Source organism: Streptomyces sp. NPDC058240, from assembly GCF_042882135.1.
In the GTDB taxonomy this organism is placed as follows: Bacteria; Actinomycetota; Actinomycetes; order Streptomycetales; family Streptomycetaceae; genus Streptomyces.
On sequence record NZ_JBHVWT010000035.1, the window covers coordinates 16,428 to 37,263 of the forward strand.

Consider the following 20,836-nt stretch of genomic DNA (forward strand, 5'->3'; position numbering starts at 1 on the left):
GGCGGGGCGGTGGGTGGGTCGGTACGACCGGTCGCGCCCGCCCCGTGCTCCCCGCCTCTGGTGTCGGCAGGCGACCGCTGATGCGGCTGCCGCTCACAGGACAGAAGAGATTCCGAAAGTCCGGTACTCCGGGCGCACACCGAAGGGTTCCGCGCATGGCATGGGCCGAGTGGGAGCAGCTGAAGGCCGATGCGGCCGACAGGAACAGCACGCAGATGCAGCTCAACACAGCCGGACCTGCGGGGAGCGACAGCAAGCAGGGCGACCTGAAGGTCGATCAGCAGGACCTGGCCGCTGTCGGCGACAGCGCCTTCAGACTATTCGAGGACCTCGCGCAGCACGGCCGGGACGCGTGGTCCAGCAGTCAGACTGCCGCAAGGGATCTCACCTCCCAGGAGTTCGAGCTCGGTGGTGGCCTCGACCAGGTGCAGAAGCAGTGGGAGAAGCAACTGCAGTCGCTAGTGGATGCCTGCGCCCACATCTCGAATCACATGGACTTCACCAAGAAGGTGCACCGGGGCGACGAATATTTCATCGCGTCCATCGTCAGTAGCATCTCGACGCTGGACAAGGGCTTCGACGAGGGGACCAATGCCTGATGGACATCGAGGCACTGCGCCACGGCAACTTCGTATCGCTCGGGACCGCGGTCGAGGACTGGACCGGAATGATCACGCACCTCACGGCGATGGAGAAGACCGCGCGGGACGATCTGATGGCCAAAGCGAACAGGGCGAACTGGGCGGGCGTCAATGCCACCGTCTCGCGGGAGTTCATCAACAGGACGGCAGGAGAGTTCGCCGATGCCGTCACCCAGGCCACCAGCATCCGGAACATTCTCCGCGATACCCGTAGCGAGCTCATCAGTTACCGCGACGAGCTCAATCGGGTGATTGACCGGGGTTGGGACAAGCATCTCTCGGTCGTCGGCACGAAGGGCGGCGGCTTCACCGTCTTCGTGAACGTCCACCCCGAGCCCGCCGGCAGCAAGGAGGCGATGAAGCTGCTGCGGGACGATCTTCAGGAGATCCTCAACAAGGCCACCGAGAGCGACAGCACCGCCGCCCAGGTGTTGAAGGCCATCGCCAACCATGCCGAGTACGGTTTCTCCGACACTTCCTACAAGGACCGCGATACCGCCGCCGACGCCCTGCAGGCGGCGAAGGACATGGCGAAGATCGTGAAGAAGGATCCCGCGGACCGTACCGCCGAGGACCTCGCCAAGCTCAACACGTACCTGAAGAAGTACCACGACGACCCGCTCTTCTCTGAGCAGTTCGCTCTTTCGGCCGAGCCGAAGGACACGCTGCAGTTCTGGGCGGAGGTCACCGACCGGTATGCAGGGGTCAAGGGAGCCGAACTGGAGGGGCTCAAGGATCTCCAGAAGAACCTGAGCCTGACGCTGGCCTCGGCCACGTACTCCGATTCCGCTCAGATGAAGGAGTGGAAGCATGGCCTGATCAACGAAGGCAACACCGACTTCAGGGCCGACCCGACAAATCCACTGAAGGGTCCGATCGGGGCCATCGGGTTCCAGGTCATCAGCAGTTTGATGGGCCACGGCAAGTACGACAGCGAATTCCTCGACGAGTACGGCAAGAAGCTGCTCAAGTCGGACATGGCTCCGGCGGGCCTTGTCGGGATGAACACCAAGGACGCCTGGACGGTTCCGGACCAGTCGGCGGACCTAATATTCGGGGACGGCAACGGGCACGACCCGGTGAACGGCTTCATGGACGCCCTCTCCCACAACGCCGAAGCGGCCACGAACACCTTCGATGACAAAGCAGTCCTTGACCATGTGCTCCAGAGCACCAGGTACACGGACAGAGGGGAGTCGGTGGGGCACGCGCTCGAAGCGGCCGTCACGAGTGTGTCATTCGGCGAGGTGCCGACTGAACCGGCGCCGCACACCAAGACGCAGGTCGAGATCATGAAAAACGTTATGAACGCTGTTGCGCAGCCCGGAAATGGGGCCGATCTCGTGGACTCTGCCATTGGTGCGAGTTTGGGGCATATGGCTTCTGCCTATATGCCTGAGATCAGCCAAGCCTTGACAGGGAAAGGGTCCGACTCGATCTTCCTTTCCGACAGTGCCGATCCGTCCGCGTTGGAAAAGGTGGATAGTGAGAGATTTTTGTACGAGGTTGCACGTGATAAAGACGGGAGGGCTGCGATCCGATTGGGTGAGACGATTTACACCAGTAGCCTCCTAGAGGCTCATGTCTCGGATCCTTCTCTTTTTGATGGAGATCCGAACGTTGCGATCAAGGCGATCGCCACCAATGCCGGACTCATTGAGGGAATCGTGGGTCACTCGGTTGCCGACGCCGCGATTGCGGGAACGCTGGAATCCGAAAAGAGCGAGAAAGAGGCTCTCAAGAGTCAGGGTGACTTCTACAAGGCCATCGCGTCCGCCGGCGTTGGAGTGGGGGCCGTGGCGCTGGCACCTCAGAACCTGTCGGGCGCAATGGTGGGAGCGGCAGGCGGCGGATTCTTCGGTGGAATCATCGGCATGGCGGTCGATCGACTGATGGACGGACGCGAAGAGGAGAGCGCACTCGACGCTTCCCTGTACGCGTCAGGGAAGGGGCTTGCTCACGCACAGGATTCAGCCGTAGTGCAAACACAGAATTCAGCACGTGATGCAATTTCTGCGCATGAGTCGAAGCTGCCTGGTGGTTCTACAGATATGTTGATCCTGGAGGGAATCAATGACGGCTGGACGCGGAGTGACCAAGTTTTGGAGGACAGTCATGCCCGCCCCAGTTCGTGAGAGTGAAGATGGGGTTGCCGCAATGGGGATCGAGAAAAGGATGGCCATTCAGGCCGTTCTGGGTCTGGCTGTTCTGGCTGTGGGCGTTTTCGGCTATGTGGAGGTTTTCACCAAGGGGGTTGACCGCTTGCCTGCCAGGGTGTGTTCGGGTGCAATAGATCGGGGGATAGTGGCCAAAATTCTTCCGAGCACGATGACGGCTCATGAACGCGCAAGGACGGTTGATCCATTCGGGGAGAGCTTCGTCTTCTCCTGCAACGTCAAGACTCGCAGTCAGGACTCAATTCTTTCCGGCGATGGATTGGTACACGACGCCTCCTTTGACGACTGGCGAGAAGGTTACGGCCACGGTCGGGAGGAAGGGAAGTTCGAGGTGCGAGCGGGAGGCGTCAGCGTGATTGCATCCCCGGATGACGTTTCCATGTACGTCCCTTGTACACCGCCCGGAAAGAAGCCCGAACAGGCGCGAAATACCTATGCGCTGATCGTGGAGTCCAGGGCAATCGGTGAAACCCGGGCAACCGGAATGGAGTTGCGGCAGGCGGTCACCGACTTCTCCTATCAGCTACTGAAGTACAACTATAAAATTCAGCAGTGCCAGGAAGCCCGAGAACTTCCCGGCAAGTTGCCCCGCTTCAAGTGATGCACAGCCGGGCAGGGCCAGGGCTTCGGCGTAGTCGCGGCTTGAGTGGGTTTTCCCGATGTCTGCCGGCGGTGGCCCGGACGCAGGACAGGCACGAGCTTCCAAGATCATGTGGGTGTCGAGTCCAGTGATCCCTACGGAAGTCCGTGCCTGCCGTCGTATCCTCTCCGGTCCCGCCCGTCCTTGACCAACTCCGTGACCAGCCCTATGCCGCGGAACACGAACTGCCCGGGCTGCTGACCCGGTTGGCCGCTGTCCCCGATCCGCGCAAGCCCCGCGGTGTGCGCCACGGCCTGGTGTATGTGCTGGCGCTGGCCGCCTGCGCCGTGCTGACCGGCGCGACCTCGCTCCTGACCATCAGCGAGTGGGCTGCCGATGCGCCATCGGCGGTCCTGGACCGCATCGGCGCCCGTCGCTGCCCGTTGACCGGCATCCGGCCGGTGCCGTGCGAGACAACGATCCGCCGCACCCTGGCCCGCCTTGATGCCGATGCGCTCGACCGGGCGGTCGGCGCCTGGTTGGCCGATCGCGGCACTCAGCCCGGCCCGAAGACCCGCCGGGCAGTGGCGGTGGACGGCAAGAGCCTGCGCGGCGCCGCCAGAGCCGACGGCCGCAAGATCCACTTGCTGGCCGCACTCGACCACACCAGCCGTCTGGTCCTCGCCCAGCTGGACGTCGGAGACAAGACGAACGAGATCACGTGCTTCCAGCCCCTTCTGGACAACCTCGCCGACCTGGCCGACACGGTCGTGACCAGCGACGCCATGCACACCCAACGCGAGCACGCCGAGTATCTCGCCAGTCGAGGCGCCCACTACATCGTGATCGTCAAAGGGAATCAGAAGAAGCTCCGCAAGGACTCTGCTGCGCAATTCGCTGCGGGGGTAAGGCCGGGTCGGCGATGATCGTTGGCGGGGTCGCCTTCCTGTCGTGCGGCCGTGGAGGCGGTACAAATGTCGATGCGGCCGGTGGGGTTGCCGGAGATCCCGGAACAGACGGTGGTGGTGGCCCGGGCGGCGTTCCCGAAGGGGAGTTTGCCGATACGGGTGCGGGATCGCCTCGCGGAGGTCTTCGTTGATGAGCCGTTCACGGAGGCGTTCGGGGTGCGGGGTGCTCCGGGCCTGTCACCCGGGGCGTTGTCGCTGGTGACGGTGTTGCAGTTCGCGGAAGGCCTGACGGACCGGCAGGCCGCGGCGATGGCGGTGCGGGCGATCGACTGGAAGTACGCGCTGAGGACGGAGCTGACGGATACCGGTTTCGATGCCAGCGTGCTGTGCAGGTTCCGGGCCCGGCTCGCGGACAACGGTCTGGAACGGGTGGTCTTCGACCGGCTCCTGGAGCACTGCAAGGAGGCCGGGCTGGTGGCGGCCGGGGGCAAGCAGCGCACGGACTCCACCCATGTGATCAGTGCGGTGCGGGACTTGAACCGGCTGGAGCTGGCCGGGGAGAGCGTGCGGGCGGCCCTGGAGGCCCTCGCGGTCGCGGCACCGGCCTGGCCGGCCGGGCACATCAACGTGACGGAGTTCGCCGAGCGGTACGGACCGAGGACCGACGGCTGGCGCATGCCGCCCTCGCAGGCGAAACGTGACCGTCTCGCCCGGGTCTTCGGGCAGGATGCCCTCGCCTTGTGCCGGGCGGCCTGGGCCGATGACACTCCGGCCTGGATTCGCGAGATCGAGGCCGTCGGTTTGTTGCGGCAGGTCCTCGTGCAGACCTACATCGTCCGGATCGATGCCCGGGGACGGCAGGTGATCAAGAAGCGGGACGCCGACGACGGCGTCCCGCCCGGTCAACTCCGCCTGACCTCCCCCTACGACTCTGACGCACGCTGGGCGGCCAAGGGCGACGACCTGTTCTGGATGGGATACAAGATTCATCTCACGGAAACCTGCACCACCCTGCCCGACGCCGACGCCGACGCCGACCCCGATGCGGGGACAGAGGTGATGCCGAATCTGATCACCGACGTGCACACCACCGACGCGACCGTGCCGGATGTGAAGGCGACCGCCCCGATCCAGCGCAAGCTCGCCGAGCACGGGTTGAAGCCCGGCGAGCACTACCTCGACTCCGGCTACCCGTCGGCCAACCTGATCACCAAGGCCATGGAACAGGGCATCCGCATGGTCACCCCGGTCCTCCTGGACCACTCTGCCCAGGCCAAGGCCGCCGAAGGCTTCGACAAGAACGCCTTCACCATCAACTGGAAGACCCGCCAGGTCCGCTGCCCCGCCGGCAGGACCAGCTCCCACTGGAACCCGGTGAAGCAGCACGGCAAAGACGCGATCGTCATCACCTTCAGCGTCCTGACCTGCCGGGACTGCCCTCTCCAGAAGCAGTGCACCACCTCGAGGACCAGGCGCCGCATGCTCACCCTGCGGCCCGAGGAACTCCACGAGAACCTCGCCCGGGCCCGCGCCGAGCAGAAGACCGGCACCTGGAAGAACAAATACGCCCTGCGCGCCGGCGTCGAGGGCACCATCAACCAGGCCCTCGACGTCACCGGCATCCGCCGGGCCCGCTACCGCGGCCTGCCGAAAGTCCGCCTCCAACACGCCTTCTCCGCCACCGCACTCAACGTGATCAGGCTCGACGCCCACTGGACCACAGGCCCCCTCGACCGCCCCCGCACCAGCAGGCTCGAACGACTCAGCTACCAACTCTCCGCCTGAACGAATTGCGCAGCAGAGTCCGCAAGCAGCTCAAAGCCCTTCCCTGGCAGCAGATTCCGCTCCAGAGCCGCATCCGCGAGAGCGGTCACGGCCGTGGCGAGATCCGCCGCATCAAGGTATGCACCGTGAACAACCTGCTCTTCCCCGGCGCCCGCCAGGCCGTCCAGCTCAAGCGGCGCCGCCTGCACCGCAAGAGCGGCAAGGTCAGCATCAAGACCGTCTACGCGGTCACCAGCCTGAGCGCCGGGCAGGCCACTCCCGCCCAGCTCGCCAACATGATCCGCTCGCACTGGCAGATTGAGGCCCTGCACCACGTGCGGGACACCACCTTCGCCGAGGACGCCTCGCAACTGCGGACCGGCAACGCGCCCCGCACCATGGCGACCTGGCGCAACCTTGCCATCGGCGCCCTGCGCATCGCCGGCACACAGAACGTCGCCGCCGCACTCCGGGCCAACTCCCGCGACCCGAAACGCCTGCTCGCCCTACTCGGCCTCACATGATCACAAACCGGATATCACGCGACTACGCCGAAGCCCTGGACTCCGCATGGCTAACGTATCTCCTCCTTCCTCCTCCACTGGCCTTCCTGAACGCTTCGTCGACGAGATCCGCGCCCTCGTCGAAGCCACCGCACCCCGACTCTTCGCCGTGGTCGAGCAGTTCGAAACCGACAGCGGTGAGCCTGACGCCCGTGTCGCCGCGTGGGGCCTCGCGCACGACGACGGGAGCGCCCAGGTCACCGCTGTGGACGGCGGGTTCCGGATGTCACTGCGTACTCCCGACCGTGCGACCCAGCTGATTTCCCTGCGCCCGGGAAGCATCGGATGCCTGGTGTGGCCGGAACCAACCAGCCGAATTATGCCTGCGAGTTGACAGAGATCAACTCTCTCGCCCTGTACCTGCTGAGCCTCCGAGGCGGGGATGGTTCTGCATCAGGGTCTAGCGACAGCGCCCCCCGCCTCGCGGCGGGGGGCGCTGCGGTGTACTCGGCTTGGTGTGCGTGACGCAGGTCAGGGTGGGCACCTCCCGTGCGTACCCGCCCTGACCCGCGCTCTGCCGAGGTTTGCTCGAAGTTGGCCCTCGCCCGCTCGTAGTGGGCCGACACTGCGAACGTCGGTCGGCGAGGCACTCCCGTGCTCAGCGTAGTCAATGCCTACGTAAGTGCCCGGAACGGCTCCCTGATCGACGTGATCGTCCGCGAAGGCGCACGGCCGGTGTCGGCCGCCGCGTTTGAGACCGAAGTCAACTCCTGCGTAGCCGACCAGCGGGCGGTCGGGGCGCCGATCCAGTAACAGGCCGAATCAGCGACGTACACGGCGGACGGCTTGGCGCTGCTGTTCCGCTCGGAGAGGGAGCAGAGCAACGTGGAGCGGGTGGACATGGCCGAAGCGGAGGCGCGGGCGGGAAACCGCCGTCCCGGGCCGGCGACGCGGCGGCGGCGTCCACCGGAGCCGGAGGTATGAACAGGAGGGCCCTGACCAGTGTGCTGGTGTTCGCCGGAATCTGCTTCCTGGACGTCATGAGGCGGCGCCGAAGGGTGAACTGAGGGCGCGGGCAGTCCTGCGCAGGTTCGGACGGCAGCGCTGCAGCGGGCCGGTACCGATTCCGGGCGTTGATTTCGCCCCTTGAAACCAGAGAGCATGGCGGCCCGTCCCGGAGTGCCCGGGAACGGAGCAACGGGGAAGGGTTTCACCGATGGCGTGGGATGAGTGGGAGCAGCTCAAAACCGATGCGGCGGCGCGTGGTTCCGCACAGATGCAGCTGAATCAGTATCCGGCTGATCAAGGGGGTGGCCCTGCGGCAGGCTCGGCCTCAGGCGATCTGAAATCGGACAAGAAGGCATGGGTAAAGGCCGGCGAGGGCGTAAAAGGCCTGATGGACGGTATCGGCAAAGCATTGACGAAGCTGAGCGAGGGGCAGGCGGGGCTGGGTGACACCAGCGGGTGCCAAAGTGCGGCGGCGCAGAAGGATCTGTACGGCTCCTGGAGAAAGTATGTCGGCGATGTGAGCAGTCGTTGCGATGGATTGGGCGGGCTTTTGGAGGGGGCGGGACACGATCTGTCGAAGTCCGACCAGACGGTCAGGGAAGAGCTGGACAAGTTGCAGCTGAAGTACGAGGACACCGAGGCCGTCGGCGGCCAGACGAAGGTGAAGTGATTTGCGGTCATGGATCTCGCGACACTGAAAGCCTTCAAGCCGTCGGAGTACGAGGGCGCCGCGGACGCCTATCGGGCGACCGGTGACATGGCCAGTGCGGCCAAGGACACGGTCGACAACCAGATCTGCGCGGGGATACGCAACCAGCTCGAGGGCGAAGCGGCGACCGCCGCCTCGCGAGAGCTCGGGGAACTGTCGAAGAACTTCCACTACGTGCAGACCGAATGCGGCCTGGCAAGCACCGCGCTCAACGGTTTCGCCTTCGACATGGCGGTGGCCAAGCAGAAGCTGGAGGCGGCGATCGAGGACGCTCGCGCGGACCACTGCACAGTGAACGCGAACGGCTCGGTCACCTACCCGGCGGGCAAGAAGCCCGGAGACGAGAAGACCGCCGACGGCGGCACGGTGACCGGGAGCACCGGTGGCAGCCCGACGTCCGATGCCCTGGAACGCCAGGCGGCGAACATCCACCCGAACCCGAACTACGGCAAGGCCATGGCCTATGCGAACCGAATCGCCGACGCGCTGAAGGAGGCCACGGATGTCGACGAGAAGTGGGCCCCGAAGCTGCGCGCACTGAAGGCCGACGACGACCTGAAGGTCTCCAAGCGGGACTGGGCCGACGCGCAGTCGGACATGGGCGGGGTCCGCGAGGCGGGCAAGGGGTATCTCGACTCCCTGCCGGAGCCCCCGAAGGACGGCAGCCCGAAGGACAACGCATCGTGGTGGAACCGGCTCAGCCCGGAGGAGAAGGCAGCGTGGCTCTCCCTCCGGCCCGACACCGTGGGGGCACTCGACGGGCTGCCTTCCACGGTTCGGGACGAGGCGAATCGCGTCGTCCTCTCGGAGAAGCAGGGCGAGCTCCAATTGGAACTGGACTCCATCCCGAAGCCGCCTGCCAACGAATGGACGTGGATCACCGCAGGCCAGATTCCGTCCAAGGTGCACACTGACGAATGGATGGCCTGGCACAACAAGTACGGCGATCGGTACGAACAGCTCAACAAGTCCCTCAAGGGCATGCAGAGCATCCAGGACCGTTTCGCCCAGACCGGTGAGGAAGGCCTGCCCGAGGCGTACTTGCTCGGGTTCAGCCCGGAAGGAAATGGCCGTGCGATCGTCGCCAACGGGAATCCGGACACGGCCGATCACCAGGCGGTTTATGTGCCGGGTACGACATCGAACCTGGGCGGCATCGAGGGTGACATCAATCGGATGGTGAACGTGTGGCGTGTGGCTGACGCCGCGCCCGGCAGTGATTCGGTCTCCACGATCACCTGGCTCGGGTACGACGCCCCGCAGAACATCGTCAAGGACTCACCGTTCAGTCACTACGCGAATGACGGCGCGCCGGCCTTCAACCAGTTCATGGACGGGCTCGACGCGTCGCACACCGGCGATTCGGACCCGCACCGCACCGCGATCGGCCACTCGTACGGAACGACCCTCATCGGTTCCGCGGCCCGGCAGGGTGACCTGAACGCGGACGACGTGATCCTCGCGGGCAGCCCTGGCGTTCAGGTTCCCAAGGCCGAGCAGCTGGACGTGCCCTCGGGGCACGTCTGGAACCAGGAGGCCGACGGGGACCCCGTCCCCGACATCGGCCGCTACGGACACGGCGGAACCGACTGGGACGGCCCCTGGACGATCCCCAGTGACGAACGCTTCGGCGCCAACCAGATGACCACGGACACCGAGGGCCACAGCGACTACTGGAAAGAGAAGACCGACAGCCTGTGGAACCAGGGCCAGGTCGTGGCAGGCAACAGTGACGACGTGAAGTTGAAGCCACCGCCGAACTACTGGGCGCATGTGAAGTAAAGGTGCCGGTGCCTGCGGGCACCGACACTCGAAGCCCCGACGACCTGACCGGCCCTGCACCGGTCCGACGCATCAAGGCCCCTCAACTTGAAGAGCAAACTGAGCGCCCCGGCGCTCCTCCTGTCCCTCGCCCTCGCGACCCTCACTGGATGCAGCATGACTGACACCGATGACTCCCACGGCATCCCGTCCGCGGGCACCAGCACCTCGGAGAAAGCCGCTGATGAGGCAAAGAAGGTCTCCAGCGAGATCTACGACCTGATCGGAATCAAGGGAAAGACGTCCAAAACCGGGGCGGGCGTCACGGAGTGCGCGGGCAAGGACCGCGAGAAGTACTTCCAGATCTTTCACCCCTGGAGCTTCACTCCGGCATCGGCCGACCAGCTCGATGGGCTGATGGAACGGCTCAAGAAGGAACTGCCCAAGCACGGGTGGAAGGTCGTGGATTACGGGCCGGACACCAGCAAGAACAAGAACATCAACCTCACGGCCGACAACGATGCGAAGAGGCACAGCGTCAAGATCGTCGAGATGGCCAAGACCGACCCACCGAGCCTCAGCCTGATGGTCGTCTCCGGCTGCTACCAGGTACCGGACGGCGAAAAGATCCAGCGGTTCTGAATGTGGCAGCGGCCGGGCTGTTCAGGTCAGGTTGCGGTCGGACTTGGCGCTGACGCGGAGCAGCGCCCCTGCCTCATGGCGGGGGCGCTGTGGTGTGCTCGGCTTGGTGGACGGGACACGGCTCAGGGTGGGCACCTCCCGTGCGTGCCCACCCTGAGCCGTGATCTGCCGAGTTCTACTCGAAGTTGGCCCTCGCCCGCTTGTCGCCGGCGTGGTAAGAACCACCGGCTTCGCGCACCTTGCGCGAGATCTCGCTCAGGGCGTTGTGAATCGCCGTGGCGTCATTGTCCCAGCCCTTCTGAGCGGTGTCGTAGGCGCTCTTGGCCTCACCCACCCAGAGCTCGGACACATTGGCGATCATCCGCTTGATGGCCGCCAGGTCCTCCTGGAGCTGCTTGCTCTGCCGGTCGATGGCGCCGGCTGCAAGGTCCAGGCTCGCATAAGTGACAACCATCGTGCCGTCGTTGTTGCCCGACATGCGGTCCTCCCGTGTTAACTAGATTTGGTATGAAGGCCTCGTACGTGGAACGTGCGCGTCGAGGTCAGAAGTTGTTGAGGTTCGAGGTCCTGGCCTCAGCGCCGGCGTCACCCGAGTAACCGCCGACGACATCGACGCCCTGGAGAGCCGCCTTGATCTCGTCCTCGGTGTTTCCCTTAATGGTGCGCGCCGCCTTGATGGCCTCCTGGAAGTTGAGCAACCGATGGGCAATGCTGACCATCTTCCGGTTGACCTCTTCCTGCTTCGTGTTGAAGGCGCCGGCGCCGATGCCCTTCCAGTGACCTTCCAGGCTGTCGATCGTCCCCTGGAGCACCTTCAGCTGGCCCTTCACCGAGTCGAATCGCGTGGAGAGCTCGCCCTCCAGCTTGAGGAGTGCGGCATCTGAGAGCTTCTGATCAGCCATGATCTCGGCTTCCTTCCTGGTGCTGTTGTTCGTCCCGGCTTTGCTCGCCGGTGGGTACGGGTGAAGAACGTACGGTTGGTCAGGCGGTGCGGCGCTTACGAGTGAGCACGAAGGCTCCGCCGCCCAGCACGACGACCGCTGCCGCTCCGCCGATGATCAGGCCGAGCGAACTGCCGTCGTCCTTCTCTTTGCTGGAGCCTGCCACGACGGCATCGCCAGCCGTTTCCTTCTTCTGGGGCTGTGACGAGCCTGGTGCGGAGGCGGCTGGGGAGGCCGAGGAACCGGACGTCTTTTCCTTGGTGAGGGGGCTGATGTCCGGGGCGCCGGGGTTTCCCTTGCCCTTCAGAACGTTCATGGAGGGACGGATCAGGCCATGACCGAGGTACTTGCTGAGCGTGCCCTTTTCCCAGTCACGGCCTGCTGTGTCGAAGAGGACGTTGAGAACCTGGTTCGCGGTCCAGTCGGGGTGGGCGGACCACACCAAGGCTGCGGAGGCAGACGCGATTGCGGTGGCTGCACTGGTGCCGCCGTCGCCGTCGCAGTAGCTCTGAAATTTGGAGTCACACCAACGCGGAATTTCATTACCAGGAGCAGCGATATCCACAATGTTGCCGTTTTGGGAGTACTCGGCTACCTTGCCGTCGCGGTCAGCCGAGGCGACACCGACTACCTGCGGATACGAGGCGGGAAACTGTTCCTTGTTTCCTTCCTCGGCATTGTTTCCAACTCCAGCAAAGAAGAGCTTTCCCTTGCTTTCTGCGTACTTGACTGCTTCCCGCTCTCCCCGGCCTGGGAAGTCGCTCGCCATCGACATGCTGATGATCCGCGCATCGCTGTCCGCCGCAGCCCGGATAGCATCTTCAGTGTCTTTGGCATTCACCGAATGCTTGTTCTGAAACTCCGTATCGGTGACTCGAAACGGGATGATCTTCGCGCCTGGAGCAAGGCCTTGAAGTCCTCCGCCCTTGCCCGTGCCGGCAATCAGCTCGGCCATATCCGTGCCGTGCCCGGCATAGTCGTCGTACTCGTCGCCGTCGGCTCCCGTGGCGTCGAATCCTTTCAGGACCTGCCCCTTCAGGGAAGGTGTCGATGGGTTGACACCGGTGTCGATGACAGCAACCTTGATGCCTTCGCCCGTGGTGACCTTCCACATCTCCTCCGCCTGCATGGCGCTGAGATACCACTGCTTCGATTGCACATCTGCGGCTATCGCGGAGGGGGCGCCCCCCGCAATTCCCGCACTCCAAGCAACAACCACGGCCATCGTGCCGAGCAGATGTCCTGGCAATCCGACAGGCATGCGGCGCTTCCGGGTCTGGCTCATTCTTGCTGTCATCCTGACTTCCGAACCCTTCCCTGTACCTACTCGATCACCGGAGGTGCGGCTCCACGCCGTCCGGCCTCCCACGTCTCTCTGTCTTCCACCAGGTAGTCCGGGCGCGCGGCGCCACCGTCCTGGTCCTCGTCGTTGGAGTCCCGTCGCCCTGCGGGACTACGCACGAGGCCCGCGCCTCCAGCGGTGAAGCCCCTTGCACCCGCACCGAATCCGGCATTGCCACGAGGTGTACCCACGATGCCCTTTGAGCTGGGGGTCCCACGCCCGCCAGGTCGAGTCACAGCGTTCGTTCCACTGGCTCCAATCACTCCGCGCTGTCCAGTGCCGATAGCTGTTCCGCGCGGACCACGAGTCCCGCCAGACGAGTCCGTGCCCGGAACGGTGCGCTGCGGGGTCCCACCTACGATGGCCCTGGCTCGCCCAGTACGCGGGCCAGGGGACTTGGAGGTATTTGCCGGACTACCTGTCATTGGCCTGCCACCAGTCACAGGAGACCGACCAGCAGTGGGTGGCTGACTTCCGCCTCCACCAGGGCGTCCAGGCGTGCCTGAACCCGGGCCACCGCCAATGGGAGCCGGACGTCCAACCGGAACTCCGGGGCGCCCCGTCATCGTAGGCCCACTGCTCGTGGGGCCGCTCTTTCCGGGCTGCCCAATTGTTCTGGGCAGCCCGGTTGGTGGCGTGGAACGTTGCGAGCCACCTGCCACAGGGTTCACAAACTCATTCATCATGGGCGGATTCGGACCTGTATTTGGGCCCGTAGGATTTATAGTCGGCGGCGCGGGGGACGTGTCGGGAACTGTCACAGGGGCCGGTGGCGCCTTCACACTGTCGATCTCCGTCGAAGTGCTTGTGTCCGGCGTCGGTGCAGTTCCGAGTGCCTCGATTGCAGCACGATTGCTGGTGACGCCTGGGGTGCCTGTGCCAGCCGTGGCAGCGCGCTCTGAGTGGCCCTGTGCCGTGCGGTTGCCCAATTTCTCCGAGCCTGCGGGAGGGACGTTGGGTTCGCTCCCCTTTTCGATTTGCCCCAGCGGCTTCGGCATCGCAACATCAAGCTTCTTCTCAAACCGCGGCGGCTCCTGCGCCGCCAGCGTCTCTTCCGAAACCGAGTAGTACGACGCCAGACGGTTCGCCTGGTTGATGGCCTCCTGGCGGTCCTTCTCGACCTTCACCGCCGCGGCGTATTCCGGGTTCCCTTCGATCCGCTTCGGAGTCTCGATCTCGTCGACTGACTTGCGCACCAAGCGGCTGTCGCGCGGCGGCAGGGACTTGCGCACGGAGGCGAGGCCGGCGCCCGCGACCGTGATCTGGGTCCCGGCGGCCTCTGCGAAATCGCCCAGCTTCGTGGCATGGGCGACCAGGCCCTTGCCCCAGTCGCGGAAGGCAATTCCGGACTCGCCCTCCCAGTCGACGTCCCTGATGAAGTCGCCCAGCTCCTTTGCGGCGTCCTTGATGGCTGTCCTCGCCTTCAAGAGCGCCTCACCCGCGTTCTCAAGGTGCTCGGGACTGGAGTTCTCGATCAGGTCGATCATCGCGTTGAGCTCGTGGCCCTCGAACGAAGTCCGTCCTGAGGTGCCCGAACCTCCGAAGGGGAACAAGTCCATGACGTCCTGGACCCGCCGGTTGACGTCAGTGACGATCAACTGGTTCTGGACGCGCTGATGGTCCTGTGCCTGCTGTTCCTTGGGAGTCAGCTCCGGCTGCTTCGAATCACTCATTCGGCTGCCCACCCCGAGTCACTCTGGTTGTCAGTGCTTCCGTGCTCAGGCTTCTCGGTCTTCTCCGCCTGCGCCTTCTCCTGCTCCTTGTCCAGGCGCGCCTGGATCTCGTAGAACCGGCGCCGCACATCGTCGTCCACGTTCTCGAAGCCGACGGCCGCCGCGTGTACGCCCAGGCTCAAGTACTCGATCTGGTCGCCGAGCGACTTGGAGAGCGAGACGAGCGCCTCGTGGACGCGGTTGTACTGCGTGTACAGCCCGTCCGCCTCCGCGAAACACGCGTTCTGGCCGCTCAGTGCGGCGCGTGACACCGTCTGCGCCGCGATCTTCGACTTGCCGGCTGCCGACCCCTCAAGGTCGGCGAGCAACGTGTTGACACGACTTTGGAACTTCTCCAGCGCACCAACACCACGCCGGAGGTCGCCTGGACCGGCCACGATCCTGCCCTCCCCGTTTCCCCGAATCCCCGTTTGCTCGGACTGTCACTCGTTGCTTTCGCACTCACGTGAACAAGTCCGACCTCATTCCAAACCCTAGTCACTGGCTACGACAGGGCCAACCTTCTTATCCATCACGTGACTTCCGCAGATCGATTACCGGCCGAGAACCGCCTTGACCGCCGTCGGGCATCACGCACGGCCACGGCGACGCCCGCTATCGCGGCGACCAGCACCGCCCCGCCCACCACCACGTAGGTCGCCAGGCGGGCGTTGCGTTCGTCCGCCGTTTCGCCCAGGTGGAGTTCGGCCGGTGTCGGCGCTTCGCCCTTGCTCACGCCCTCGTGCGCCGCCGGGCGCTCGATGGGCTTGTCGTCCTCCGTCAGGGCACGCACCGGGTCGACCACGCCCCAGCCCACCAGGTGGTCGTGGCCCGCCACCGAGCGTTCCGCCGTCTGCTCGATCTGGGCGACGATCTGTTTCTGCGTCCAGTCCCGGTGCTTGGCCTTGATGAGGGCGGCGACCCCCGCGACGTACGGGGCCGAGAAGCTGGTGCCGTTGTCGGCGCAGTGTCCGCCGCCGGGGACCGTCGAGATCATGTCCACGCCGGGGGCGGCCACGCCCACGAAATCGCCGGACTGGGAGAAGGCCGCCCGCTCGTTGTTGCGGTCCGACGCGGCCACGGCCAGGACACCGTCGTACGAGGCCGGGTAGGTCTTCTTGACGTTGCCGCCGAGCCCGTCGTTGCCTGCGGAGGCGACGATCACGATGTTCCTCGCCAGGGCGGCGTCCACGGCGTCCTTCAGAGCGCCTTCGGGCATCACCGCGTTGGCCGTGTCCTGGGAGATGTTGATGACGTCCGCGTGGGCGACATCGGCCGCGTAGCGGATGGCGTCGGCCAGTGTTTTGGCCGTGCCGTGGCCCTCGGCGTCGTTCTGCTGGATCGGGATGATCACCGCGTCGGGAGCCAGGCCGGTGAAGCCGGTGCCCTTCACCTCTCGTGCGGCGATGATTCCGGCGACCTTGGTGCCGTGACCGACTCTGTCGGTGGTGCCGTTCTCGTTGCCGCGCTCGATCTTGTTGCCGTTGTCGTCCTTGATGTCCTTCCGCAGGAAATTGCGGCCGCTCTTGGTGTCCACGGCCCCCTTGAGTTGAGGGTTCTTGATGTCCACGCCCGTGTCGATGACCGCCACCCGTACACCCTTGCCGGTGGACTGCTTCCACAACTCGTCCATCAGGACACGCTGCAACGACCAGGGGCGGCCCGCGTACTTCGCCGAGGGGAAGGTGCACTGGGTGGAGTCGTCCGCCGCCGCGGGCAGTACCGGCAGCGTGACGAAGAGGACGGCGGTGGCGGCCGCGGCCGTCAGCGGACGCCGGTACGGATGCGAAGAGGAGTGCGTCGTCATGTGGATACGCCCCTCAGGAACCCTGCGGCTGGCGGGCCGCGCCCGTCGACAGGCGTGGTCCCGTGGGCAGGAACGAGGACCAGGCGGCCGGGACGGGAGCGGGCACGACGTCCTTGTATCCGAGCCGGTTCTGCGCCTGTTGTGCCTCCTGCTGCCGCTGCTCCCTCTCCTCCTTCGTGCCCGATTCACCGATGCCGGAGTCGCCCTGCTCGCCGTCTCCGTTGGACTGCATGGCATAGCGCAGACCGGTGTCGGTGACCAGGAAGAGCGGCCCGGAGTCGGCGCTGGACCCCTTGAACTGCCGGAAGAGCTGCCCGGATCCGGGGGTGACGTAGGCGCTGCTGGAGCCGGTGGGGAGTGTTGCGGGGAAGCTCGTGCCCGCCCATGTGCTGAGCGTGGTGGCGCCGTTCTTCGTGTCGACACCGCGCAGGACGTTGCACACGGTGTTACGGCTGCCGGCCTTGGGGCTCGCGGAGTTGACGCGCTTCGGCTCGCTCTTGGGCCAGTCCAGGTTCTGCCCGAATCCCTTGCCGGGCACGAACGCTCCCGCGCTGACGGACCTCGCCTTGCCGTCCTGGCCGAGCTTGACCAGGTCCCGGCTGCTGAGCAGGAGCTTCGCGACGAAGTCCGACACGGGGGCGACCCGGCCGGGCAGGACCACGTACTTCTGGGTCCTGGTTCCGGACGTCGCCGCGAGGACCATGCCCACCTTGTTCGCCTCGCTCGGCAGCTCCCCCTGGATGCCCGCGTCGGTGCCGGGGGCTTCGGGGAGGGCCGGGAAGTCGACCGCGTCCCCGGTGTGCAGGGTGTCCAGCCACGCGGCGGAGACCCGCTGCGGGGTGCGGCGCTCGCCGAGCAGGGCGCGCAGCAGCAGTTCGTCCTTCTTCACCTTGTACGCCTTGCCCTCGGCGTCCACGATGTAGCGGGTTCTGTCGGGTCCCGGTCCCTCGACGTACATCAGCTCACCGCCGTGCAGCCGCCCCGTGCCCTCGGTCTTCTTCCGGTCGCGCTCCGCGAGGACGAACGCCGCCTTCAGGATGGCCCTGCCGCCCTGGCCGGGCCGCTCGCAGACGGCCCACCGCTTCTTCGAGCCGGCTTCGCCCTTGTCCGGCAGCCGGTCGGGGGCGTACGGGATGCCGAGTGTGGCGCCGTGCGGGATCTTGCCGTTGTCGAGCACGGATTCGTCGACGTTGATGACCGTGCCCTTGTCCGGGTCGAGCAGGAGCTTGGCGGAGGACATGTTCAGCACCGGGTGGAGCTGCGTCTTGCCATCGGTCTTCAACACCACATAGCGCGTGGTGGATTTGCTGGCGATGATGACGTTCTCGTAGGGGGTGTCCCACTTCTGGGGTGCTACGGGCTTGAACATCCCCCAGGCTCCGAACACCGCGATGATGACGACGCCGACGATCGTGCCGGGCACCACCGCACGCAGGGGGCGCGGCGCGCCCTCCTCCGAACCGCTCGGGTTGGGTTGCAGGAACTGTGCGATCAACCTCCGCTTCGCGAAGGTGTAGGCGTTGAGTTCGTCCCGCCGTGATGCCATCTGTCCGCTGCCCCTTTTCCCCAGTGAGCGACCAGGTTCCCACACGCACCGGGGACCGCTGTCGCCGACTGGGCACTCCGCTATGCCTGTTGGCGGTCGACCGTCACTGCTCAGGTAGGGTGATCGCCCGGTCAACACCCGTGAAAAAACTGTACAAACGGACACAAGGGGGCAACGCGGCGATGGGTGCAGCGACGCGCGAACGCACGGGGCGGTCTACCCATCGAGCGTCGGGCCCTTCACGACGGCAACGTGGCAACGAGCAGGCCGCCGCCACTCCCGCCCCGCCGGTGGGCGCGCCCGCGAAGACGACGCTGCGGTCGGTCTCGCGGACCGGCAGCCCCGCCGGCCTGCTGCGGCGGATGGTGCTCGTCGAGGCGGCCCTGGCGGTCGCCGCGGTGGGTTTCGCGCTCGGCGGCCCCTGGCCGGTGCCCACGGTCTCGGTCGCCTGCCTGCTGGTGCTGCTCGCGGTGGTACGTCGCCGGGGCCGTGCCGTGCAGGACTGGCTGTCGACGGCGCTCGCGCTCCGCGACCGCAGGCGAACGGCCACGGCGTCCGACGCGGATGCGGAGCCGCAGCTGGCGCCGGTGGCGGAAAGCGTGCCGGGCTTCGCTCCGTACATCTACGTCGACCGGGACCGCCGCACGGTGGGCATGGTCGGGGACGGTACGTTCCTGACGGCTGTCGTACGGGTGGAGGCCAGCGGTGAATCGCTGCGCCAGGCGCGCGGTGCGCGGGCGCTCCCGTTGTCCCTCCTGGGCGATGCCCTTTCGGTGGACGACATCGTGCTGGAGTCCGCGCAGCTCGTGCAGCAGGTACGCCCCGCTCCGGCGCAGCACCTGCCGCAGCAGTCGGCGGCACGGCTCTCCTACGCCCCGCTCCAGGAGCAGATCGGGGCGCCCGCGCTGCGCATGACCTGGGTGGCCGTGAAGCTGGATCCGGAGCTGTGCCGGGAGGCGGTCGAGGCGCGCGGGGGCGGCATCGGCGGGGCTCAGCGTTGCCTGGTCCGGGTCGCGGACCATGTGGCGAGCCGGATCACCGGGGCCGGCTTCCGGGCCGTGGTGCTGGACCAGGAGGAGTTGCACTCCGCCGTGGCCACATCCGCCTGTGCCAATCCCATGCTCTCGGCCCGCGCCGGACGCCCGGACGCCCCGGCGCAGCAGCGGACGACGGAGACGACGAGGGTCTGGCGGTGCGACGACCGCTGGCACACCGCCTACGCGGTGGACCGCTGGCCCGAGTTGGGCCGAGGGGCGACCCCGCTCCCCCGTCTCGTCTCACTGCTGACCTCGGTTCCCGCGTATGCGACGACCTTCAGCCTGACGGTGCGGCCCGGTTCGCACCAGGGCGAGGTGTCGGTGTCCGGCCATGTGCGGATCACGGGCGGGTCCGACACCGAACTGGTCGGAGTACGAAGGACGTTGGAGCAAGCCGCACGGCACGCCAAGGTCGGTCTGGTGCGGTTGGACCGCGAGCAGCTGCCGGGCGTGCTGGCGACGCTCCCGCTGGGAGGCGCACAGTGACGAATCGCATCGGGCCCAGGCGGGGACTGCGCGGCCCGCAGCACGCGGGGCACACTCTGACGGCGGAACACCTGGGTGCGCTGTCGTTGCCGGTCGGGGACGACGGCGTCATCATCGGCACCGATGCCGAGGGGCACCCGCAGTTGATCGGGTTCCACCGCCCGGCCCCGTATGACGTCCTGCTGATCGGCGGCCTGTGGACGGCGCAGGTGCTGGCGCTGCGTGCGGCGGCCACCGGGGCACGGGTGGCGGTCGAGACCGGGCGCACCCAGGCGTGGACGACGCTGGCGCAGGCCGCGGGCGCCGGTCTTGAGTGTGTCTCCCTCCATGACGTGGGACGCGTTCCGCCGACCGGGGCGACCGTGGGCAGTCCCGTGGTGGTCGTGCGGGACTGCGGGATGCGCCCGCCCCGTGGCCGGGTGGTGTCCTCGCCCTGGCAGTCGGTGCTGACGCTGCTGCCCTATCTGAGTCCGGTGGCGCCCCGGCTGATGCGGGCGTCGACACTCGTGGGCGTCCAGCGGGTCTCGCCCGCCGAGGCGGACCAGATCGGCCGGATCCTGGGGCTCGCCCGGGCGGAGATCGAGGCCCTGCCCACCCTGGCGGACGGTGTCACGCTCTGGGTGGCGGGCGGCGAGCGCCACTGGGTGATGACGAGTGCGACGGACATAGAGACCGGACTGCTCGGCACTGCCCGCCGGATGGACTGAACTCTTCCGTTCGCGACCCTGGGCCCTCCGCTTCCGGGAGGATGGCGGGGAACGACACGGTTCGATCGAAGGGACGCCGACATGGGCACCCAGCAGGAAAAGGAAGAGCTCTACGCTCTCGACATCTCCGATGTGGAGTGGCTGAGCGCACCGGGGACCGAGAACGTCGAGGAACGGGTCGAGATCGCGCACCTGCCGGACGGCGCGGTCGCCATGCGCTCTTCGTTGGACCCGGGGACCGTGTTGCGGTACACGGAGGCCGAGTGGCGCGCTTTCGTACTGGGTGCGCGGGACGGTGAGTTCGACCTCAAGTAGGCAACGGTCCGGTGAAAGGGTGGCTGTCCGAACCGGGCGGTCACCCTTTCATCGCGCCTGGATATATTCACAATCGACCGCTTTGGCCTGTGTGCTCTGCCGCACTCGGGGCGCTCGAAGGCGGCGCGTGACCTACTGGACAGTTTCTGCCGTGCGATACGGCCTGCCGCAGTGAGCCCGATGACGATTAGGGTGGGTCGGGGCGCAGCGGAAGAACCTGCGGGCAAGCGATGCGCGTCCCGAGGGGGAG

20 protein-coding genes are annotated in these 20,836 nt (G+C 66.2%); 13 read left to right on the forward strand and 7 right to left on the reverse strand.

Features of this window, described 5'->3' with window-relative positions:
• The first annotated feature begins 155 nt into the window (after nucleotides 1-155).
• From ACFVX4_RS32600 to ACFVX4_RS32630, 7 genes are all read left to right on the forward strand, one after another.
• Nucleotides 156-599, forward strand: coding sequence for a hypothetical protein (locus ACFVX4_RS32600; protein WP_389984280.1), 444 nt, complete (start codon nucleotides 156-158; stop codon nucleotides 597-599).
• Nucleotides 599-2,776, forward strand: coding sequence for a hypothetical protein (locus tag ACFVX4_RS32605; RefSeq protein ID WP_389984283.1), 2,178 nt, complete (start codon nucleotides 599-601; stop codon nucleotides 2,774-2,776). The genes ACFVX4_RS32600 and ACFVX4_RS32605 overlap by 1 nt, the downstream gene beginning before the upstream one ends.
• On the forward strand, nucleotides 2,757-3,419 hold the full coding sequence (locus ACFVX4_RS32610; protein WP_389984286.1) for a hypothetical protein: 663 nt from the start codon (nucleotides 2,757-2,759) through the stop codon (nucleotides 3,417-3,419). The genes ACFVX4_RS32605 and ACFVX4_RS32610 overlap by 20 nt, the downstream gene beginning before the upstream one ends.
• 146 nt (nucleotides 3,420-3,565) lie before the next feature.
• The gene (locus tag ACFVX4_RS32615) at nucleotides 3,566-4,324 is read left to right on the forward strand and encodes an ISAs1 family transposase (RefSeq protein ID WP_389984289.1); all 759 of its coding nucleotides are present in this window, start codon (nucleotides 3,566-3,568) and stop codon (nucleotides 4,322-4,324) included.
• Between the two features lie 48 nt (nucleotides 4,325-4,372).
• Nucleotides 4,373-6,091 (forward strand): IS1182 family transposase, encoded by a 1,719-nt coding sequence (locus ACFVX4_RS32620; RefSeq protein ID WP_389984292.1) that lies wholly within the window; start codon nucleotides 4,373-4,375, stop codon nucleotides 6,089-6,091.
• Between the two features lie 5 nt (nucleotides 6,092-6,096).
• A complete protein-coding gene (locus ACFVX4_RS32625) occupies nucleotides 6,097-6,594 on the forward strand; it encodes an ISAs1 family transposase (RefSeq protein ID WP_389984295.1) in 498 nt (165 codons plus the stop codon).
• A gap of 46 nt (nucleotides 6,595-6,640) precedes the next feature.
• Entirely contained in the window at nucleotides 6,641-6,967 is a 327-nt protein-coding gene (locus ACFVX4_RS32630; RefSeq protein WP_389984298.1) for a hypothetical protein, read from the forward strand.
• A gap of 280 nt (nucleotides 6,968-7,247) precedes the next feature.
• Here the strand turns inward: ACFVX4_RS32630 and ACFVX4_RS32635 are convergent, their stop codons facing one another.
• The gene (locus ACFVX4_RS32635) at nucleotides 7,248-7,475 is read right to left on the reverse strand and encodes a hypothetical protein (RefSeq protein ID WP_389984301.1); all 228 of its coding nucleotides are present in this window, start codon (nucleotides 7,473-7,475) and stop codon (nucleotides 7,248-7,250) included.
• A gap of 314 nt (nucleotides 7,476-7,789) precedes the next feature.
• Between ACFVX4_RS32635 and ACFVX4_RS32640 the strand changes: the two genes are divergently transcribed.
• The 3 genes from ACFVX4_RS32640 (at nucleotide 7,790) to ACFVX4_RS32650 (ending at nucleotide 10,693) form a co-directional block, all read left to right on the forward strand.
• Nucleotides 7,790-8,251 carry a hypothetical protein gene (locus ACFVX4_RS32640; protein ID WP_389984304.1) on the forward strand — a complete coding sequence of 154 codons (462 nt, stop codon included), beginning with the start codon at nucleotides 7,790-7,792 and terminating at the stop codon, nucleotides 8,249-8,251.
• A 9-nt stretch (nucleotides 8,252-8,260) separates the two neighbouring features.
• On the forward strand, nucleotides 8,261-10,072 hold the full coding sequence (locus ACFVX4_RS32645; protein WP_389984307.1) for an alpha/beta hydrolase: 1,812 nt from the start codon (nucleotides 8,261-8,263) through the stop codon (nucleotides 10,070-10,072).
• A 156-nt stretch (nucleotides 10,073-10,228) separates the two neighbouring features.
• On the forward strand, nucleotides 10,229-10,693 hold the full coding sequence (locus ACFVX4_RS32650; RefSeq protein ID WP_389984310.1) for a hypothetical protein: 465 nt from the start codon (nucleotides 10,229-10,231) through the stop codon (nucleotides 10,691-10,693).
• A gap of 175 nt (nucleotides 10,694-10,868) precedes the next feature.
• On the opposite strand, the gene ACFVX4_RS32655 is transcribed toward ACFVX4_RS32650, so the two are convergent.
• The 6 genes from ACFVX4_RS32655 to eccB all read right to left on the reverse strand — a co-directional run bounded on the left by ACFVX4_RS32655 (nucleotide 10,869) and on the right by eccB (nucleotide 18,041).
• Entirely contained in the window at nucleotides 10,869-11,171 is a 303-nt protein-coding gene (locus ACFVX4_RS32655; RefSeq protein ID WP_266490229.1) for a WXG100 family type VII secretion target, read from the reverse strand.
• Nucleotides 11,172-11,235: 64 nt separating this feature from the next.
• A complete protein-coding gene (locus tag ACFVX4_RS32660; RefSeq protein WP_385700816.1) occupies nucleotides 11,236-11,595 on the reverse strand; it encodes a WXG100 family type VII secretion target in 360 nt (119 codons plus the stop codon).
• 79 nt (nucleotides 11,596-11,674) lie between these two features.
• Entirely contained in the window at nucleotides 11,675-12,931 is a 1,257-nt protein-coding gene (locus ACFVX4_RS32665; protein WP_389984313.1) for a S8 family serine peptidase, read from the reverse strand.
• A 1,714-nt stretch (nucleotides 12,932-14,645) separates the two neighbouring features.
• Complete coding sequence (locus tag ACFVX4_RS32670) at nucleotides 14,646-15,089, reverse strand: hypothetical protein (protein WP_385705454.1); 444 nt, start codon at nucleotides 15,087-15,089, stop codon at nucleotides 14,646-14,648.
• A 131-nt stretch (nucleotides 15,090-15,220) separates the two neighbouring features.
• Entirely contained in the window at nucleotides 15,221-16,495 is a 1,275-nt protein-coding gene (mycP, locus tag ACFVX4_RS32675) for a type VII secretion-associated serine protease mycosin (RefSeq protein ID WP_389984316.1), read from the reverse strand.
• A gap of 13 nt (nucleotides 16,496-16,508) precedes the next feature.
• Nucleotides 16,509-18,041, reverse strand: coding sequence for a type VII secretion protein EccB (gene eccB / locus ACFVX4_RS32680; protein ID WP_350986906.1), 1,533 nt, complete (start codon nucleotides 18,039-18,041; stop codon nucleotides 16,509-16,511).
• 182 nt (nucleotides 18,042-18,223) lie between these two features.
• Here eccB and eccE point away from each other — a divergent pair, with 182 nt between their 5' ends.
• The 3 genes from eccE to ACFVX4_RS32695 all read left to right on the forward strand — a co-directional run bounded on the left by eccE (nucleotide 18,224) and on the right by ACFVX4_RS32695 (nucleotide 20,586).
• Entirely contained in the window at nucleotides 18,224-19,564 is a 1,341-nt protein-coding gene (gene eccE, locus ACFVX4_RS32685; RefSeq protein ID WP_389984319.1) for a type VII secretion protein EccE, read from the forward strand.
• Entirely contained in the window at nucleotides 19,561-20,271 is a 711-nt protein-coding gene (locus ACFVX4_RS32690) for a hypothetical protein (protein WP_124716068.1), read from the forward strand. The genes eccE and ACFVX4_RS32690 overlap by 4 nt, the downstream gene beginning before the upstream one ends.
• 81 nt (nucleotides 20,272-20,352) lie before the next feature.
• Complete coding sequence (locus ACFVX4_RS32695) at nucleotides 20,353-20,586, forward strand: DUF397 domain-containing protein (protein ID WP_124716069.1); 234 nt, start codon at nucleotides 20,353-20,355, stop codon at nucleotides 20,584-20,586.
• Nucleotides 20,587-20,836 lie beyond the last annotated feature (250 nt).

What these genes read in the sequence shown, in the direction of transcription:
- ACFVX4_RS32640 (WP_389984304.1), top strand. Translation starts at nt 7,790, where the DNA reads ATGGCGTGGGATGAGTGGGAGCAGCTCAAAACCGATGCGGCGGCGCGT.
- ACFVX4_RS32600 (WP_389984280.1), top strand. Translation starts at nt 156, where the DNA reads ATGGCATGGGCCGAGTGGGAGCAGCTGAAGGCCGATGCGGCCGACAGG.
- ACFVX4_RS32630 (WP_389984298.1), top strand. Translation starts at nt 6,641, where the DNA reads ATGGCTAACGTATCTCCTCCTTCCTCCTCCACTGGCCTTCCTGAACGC.
- ACFVX4_RS32695 (WP_124716069.1), top strand. Translation starts at nt 20,353, where the DNA reads ATGGGCACCCAGCAGGAAAAGGAAGAGCTCTACGCTCTCGACATCTCC.
- ACFVX4_RS32655 (WP_266490229.1), bottom strand. Translation starts at nt 11,171, where the DNA reads ATGTCGGGCAACAACGACGGCACGATGGTTGTCACTTATGCGAGCCTG.
- ACFVX4_RS32605 (WP_389984283.1), top strand. Translation starts at nt 599, where the DNA reads ATGGACATCGAGGCACTGCGCCACGGCAACTTCGTATCGCTCGGGACC.
- ACFVX4_RS32635 (WP_389984301.1), bottom strand. Translation starts at nt 7,475, where the DNA reads ATGTCCACCCGCTCCACGTTGCTCTGCTCCCTCTCCGAGCGGAACAGC.
- eccE (WP_389984319.1), top strand. Translation starts at nt 18,224, where the DNA reads ATGGGTGCAGCGACGCGCGAACGCACGGGGCGGTCTACCCATCGAGCG.
- ACFVX4_RS32665 (WP_389984313.1), bottom strand. Translation starts at nt 12,931, where the DNA reads ATGACAGCAAGAATGAGCCAGACCCGGAAGCGCCGCATGCCTGTCGGA.
- ACFVX4_RS32610 (WP_389984286.1), top strand. Translation starts at nt 2,757, where the DNA reads ATGCCCGCCCCAGTTCGTGAGAGTGAAGATGGGGTTGCCGCAATGGGG.
- ACFVX4_RS32645 (WP_389984307.1), top strand. Translation starts at nt 8,261, where the DNA reads ATGGATCTCGCGACACTGAAAGCCTTCAAGCCGTCGGAGTACGAGGGC.
- mycP (WP_389984316.1), bottom strand. Translation starts at nt 16,495, where the DNA reads ATGACGACGCACTCCTCTTCGCATCCGTACCGGCGTCCGCTGACGGCC.
- eccB (WP_350986906.1), bottom strand. Translation starts at nt 18,041, where the DNA reads ATGGCATCACGGCGGGACGAACTCAACGCCTACACCTTCGCGAAGCGG.
- ACFVX4_RS32650 (WP_389984310.1), top strand. Translation starts at nt 10,229, where the DNA reads ATGACTGACACCGATGACTCCCACGGCATCCCGTCCGCGGGCACCAGC.
- ACFVX4_RS32620 (WP_389984292.1), top strand. Translation starts at nt 4,373, where the DNA reads ATGTCGATGCGGCCGGTGGGGTTGCCGGAGATCCCGGAACAGACGGTG.
- ACFVX4_RS32660 (WP_385700816.1), bottom strand. Translation starts at nt 11,595, where the DNA reads ATGGCTGATCAGAAGCTCTCAGATGCCGCACTCCTCAAGCTGGAGGGC.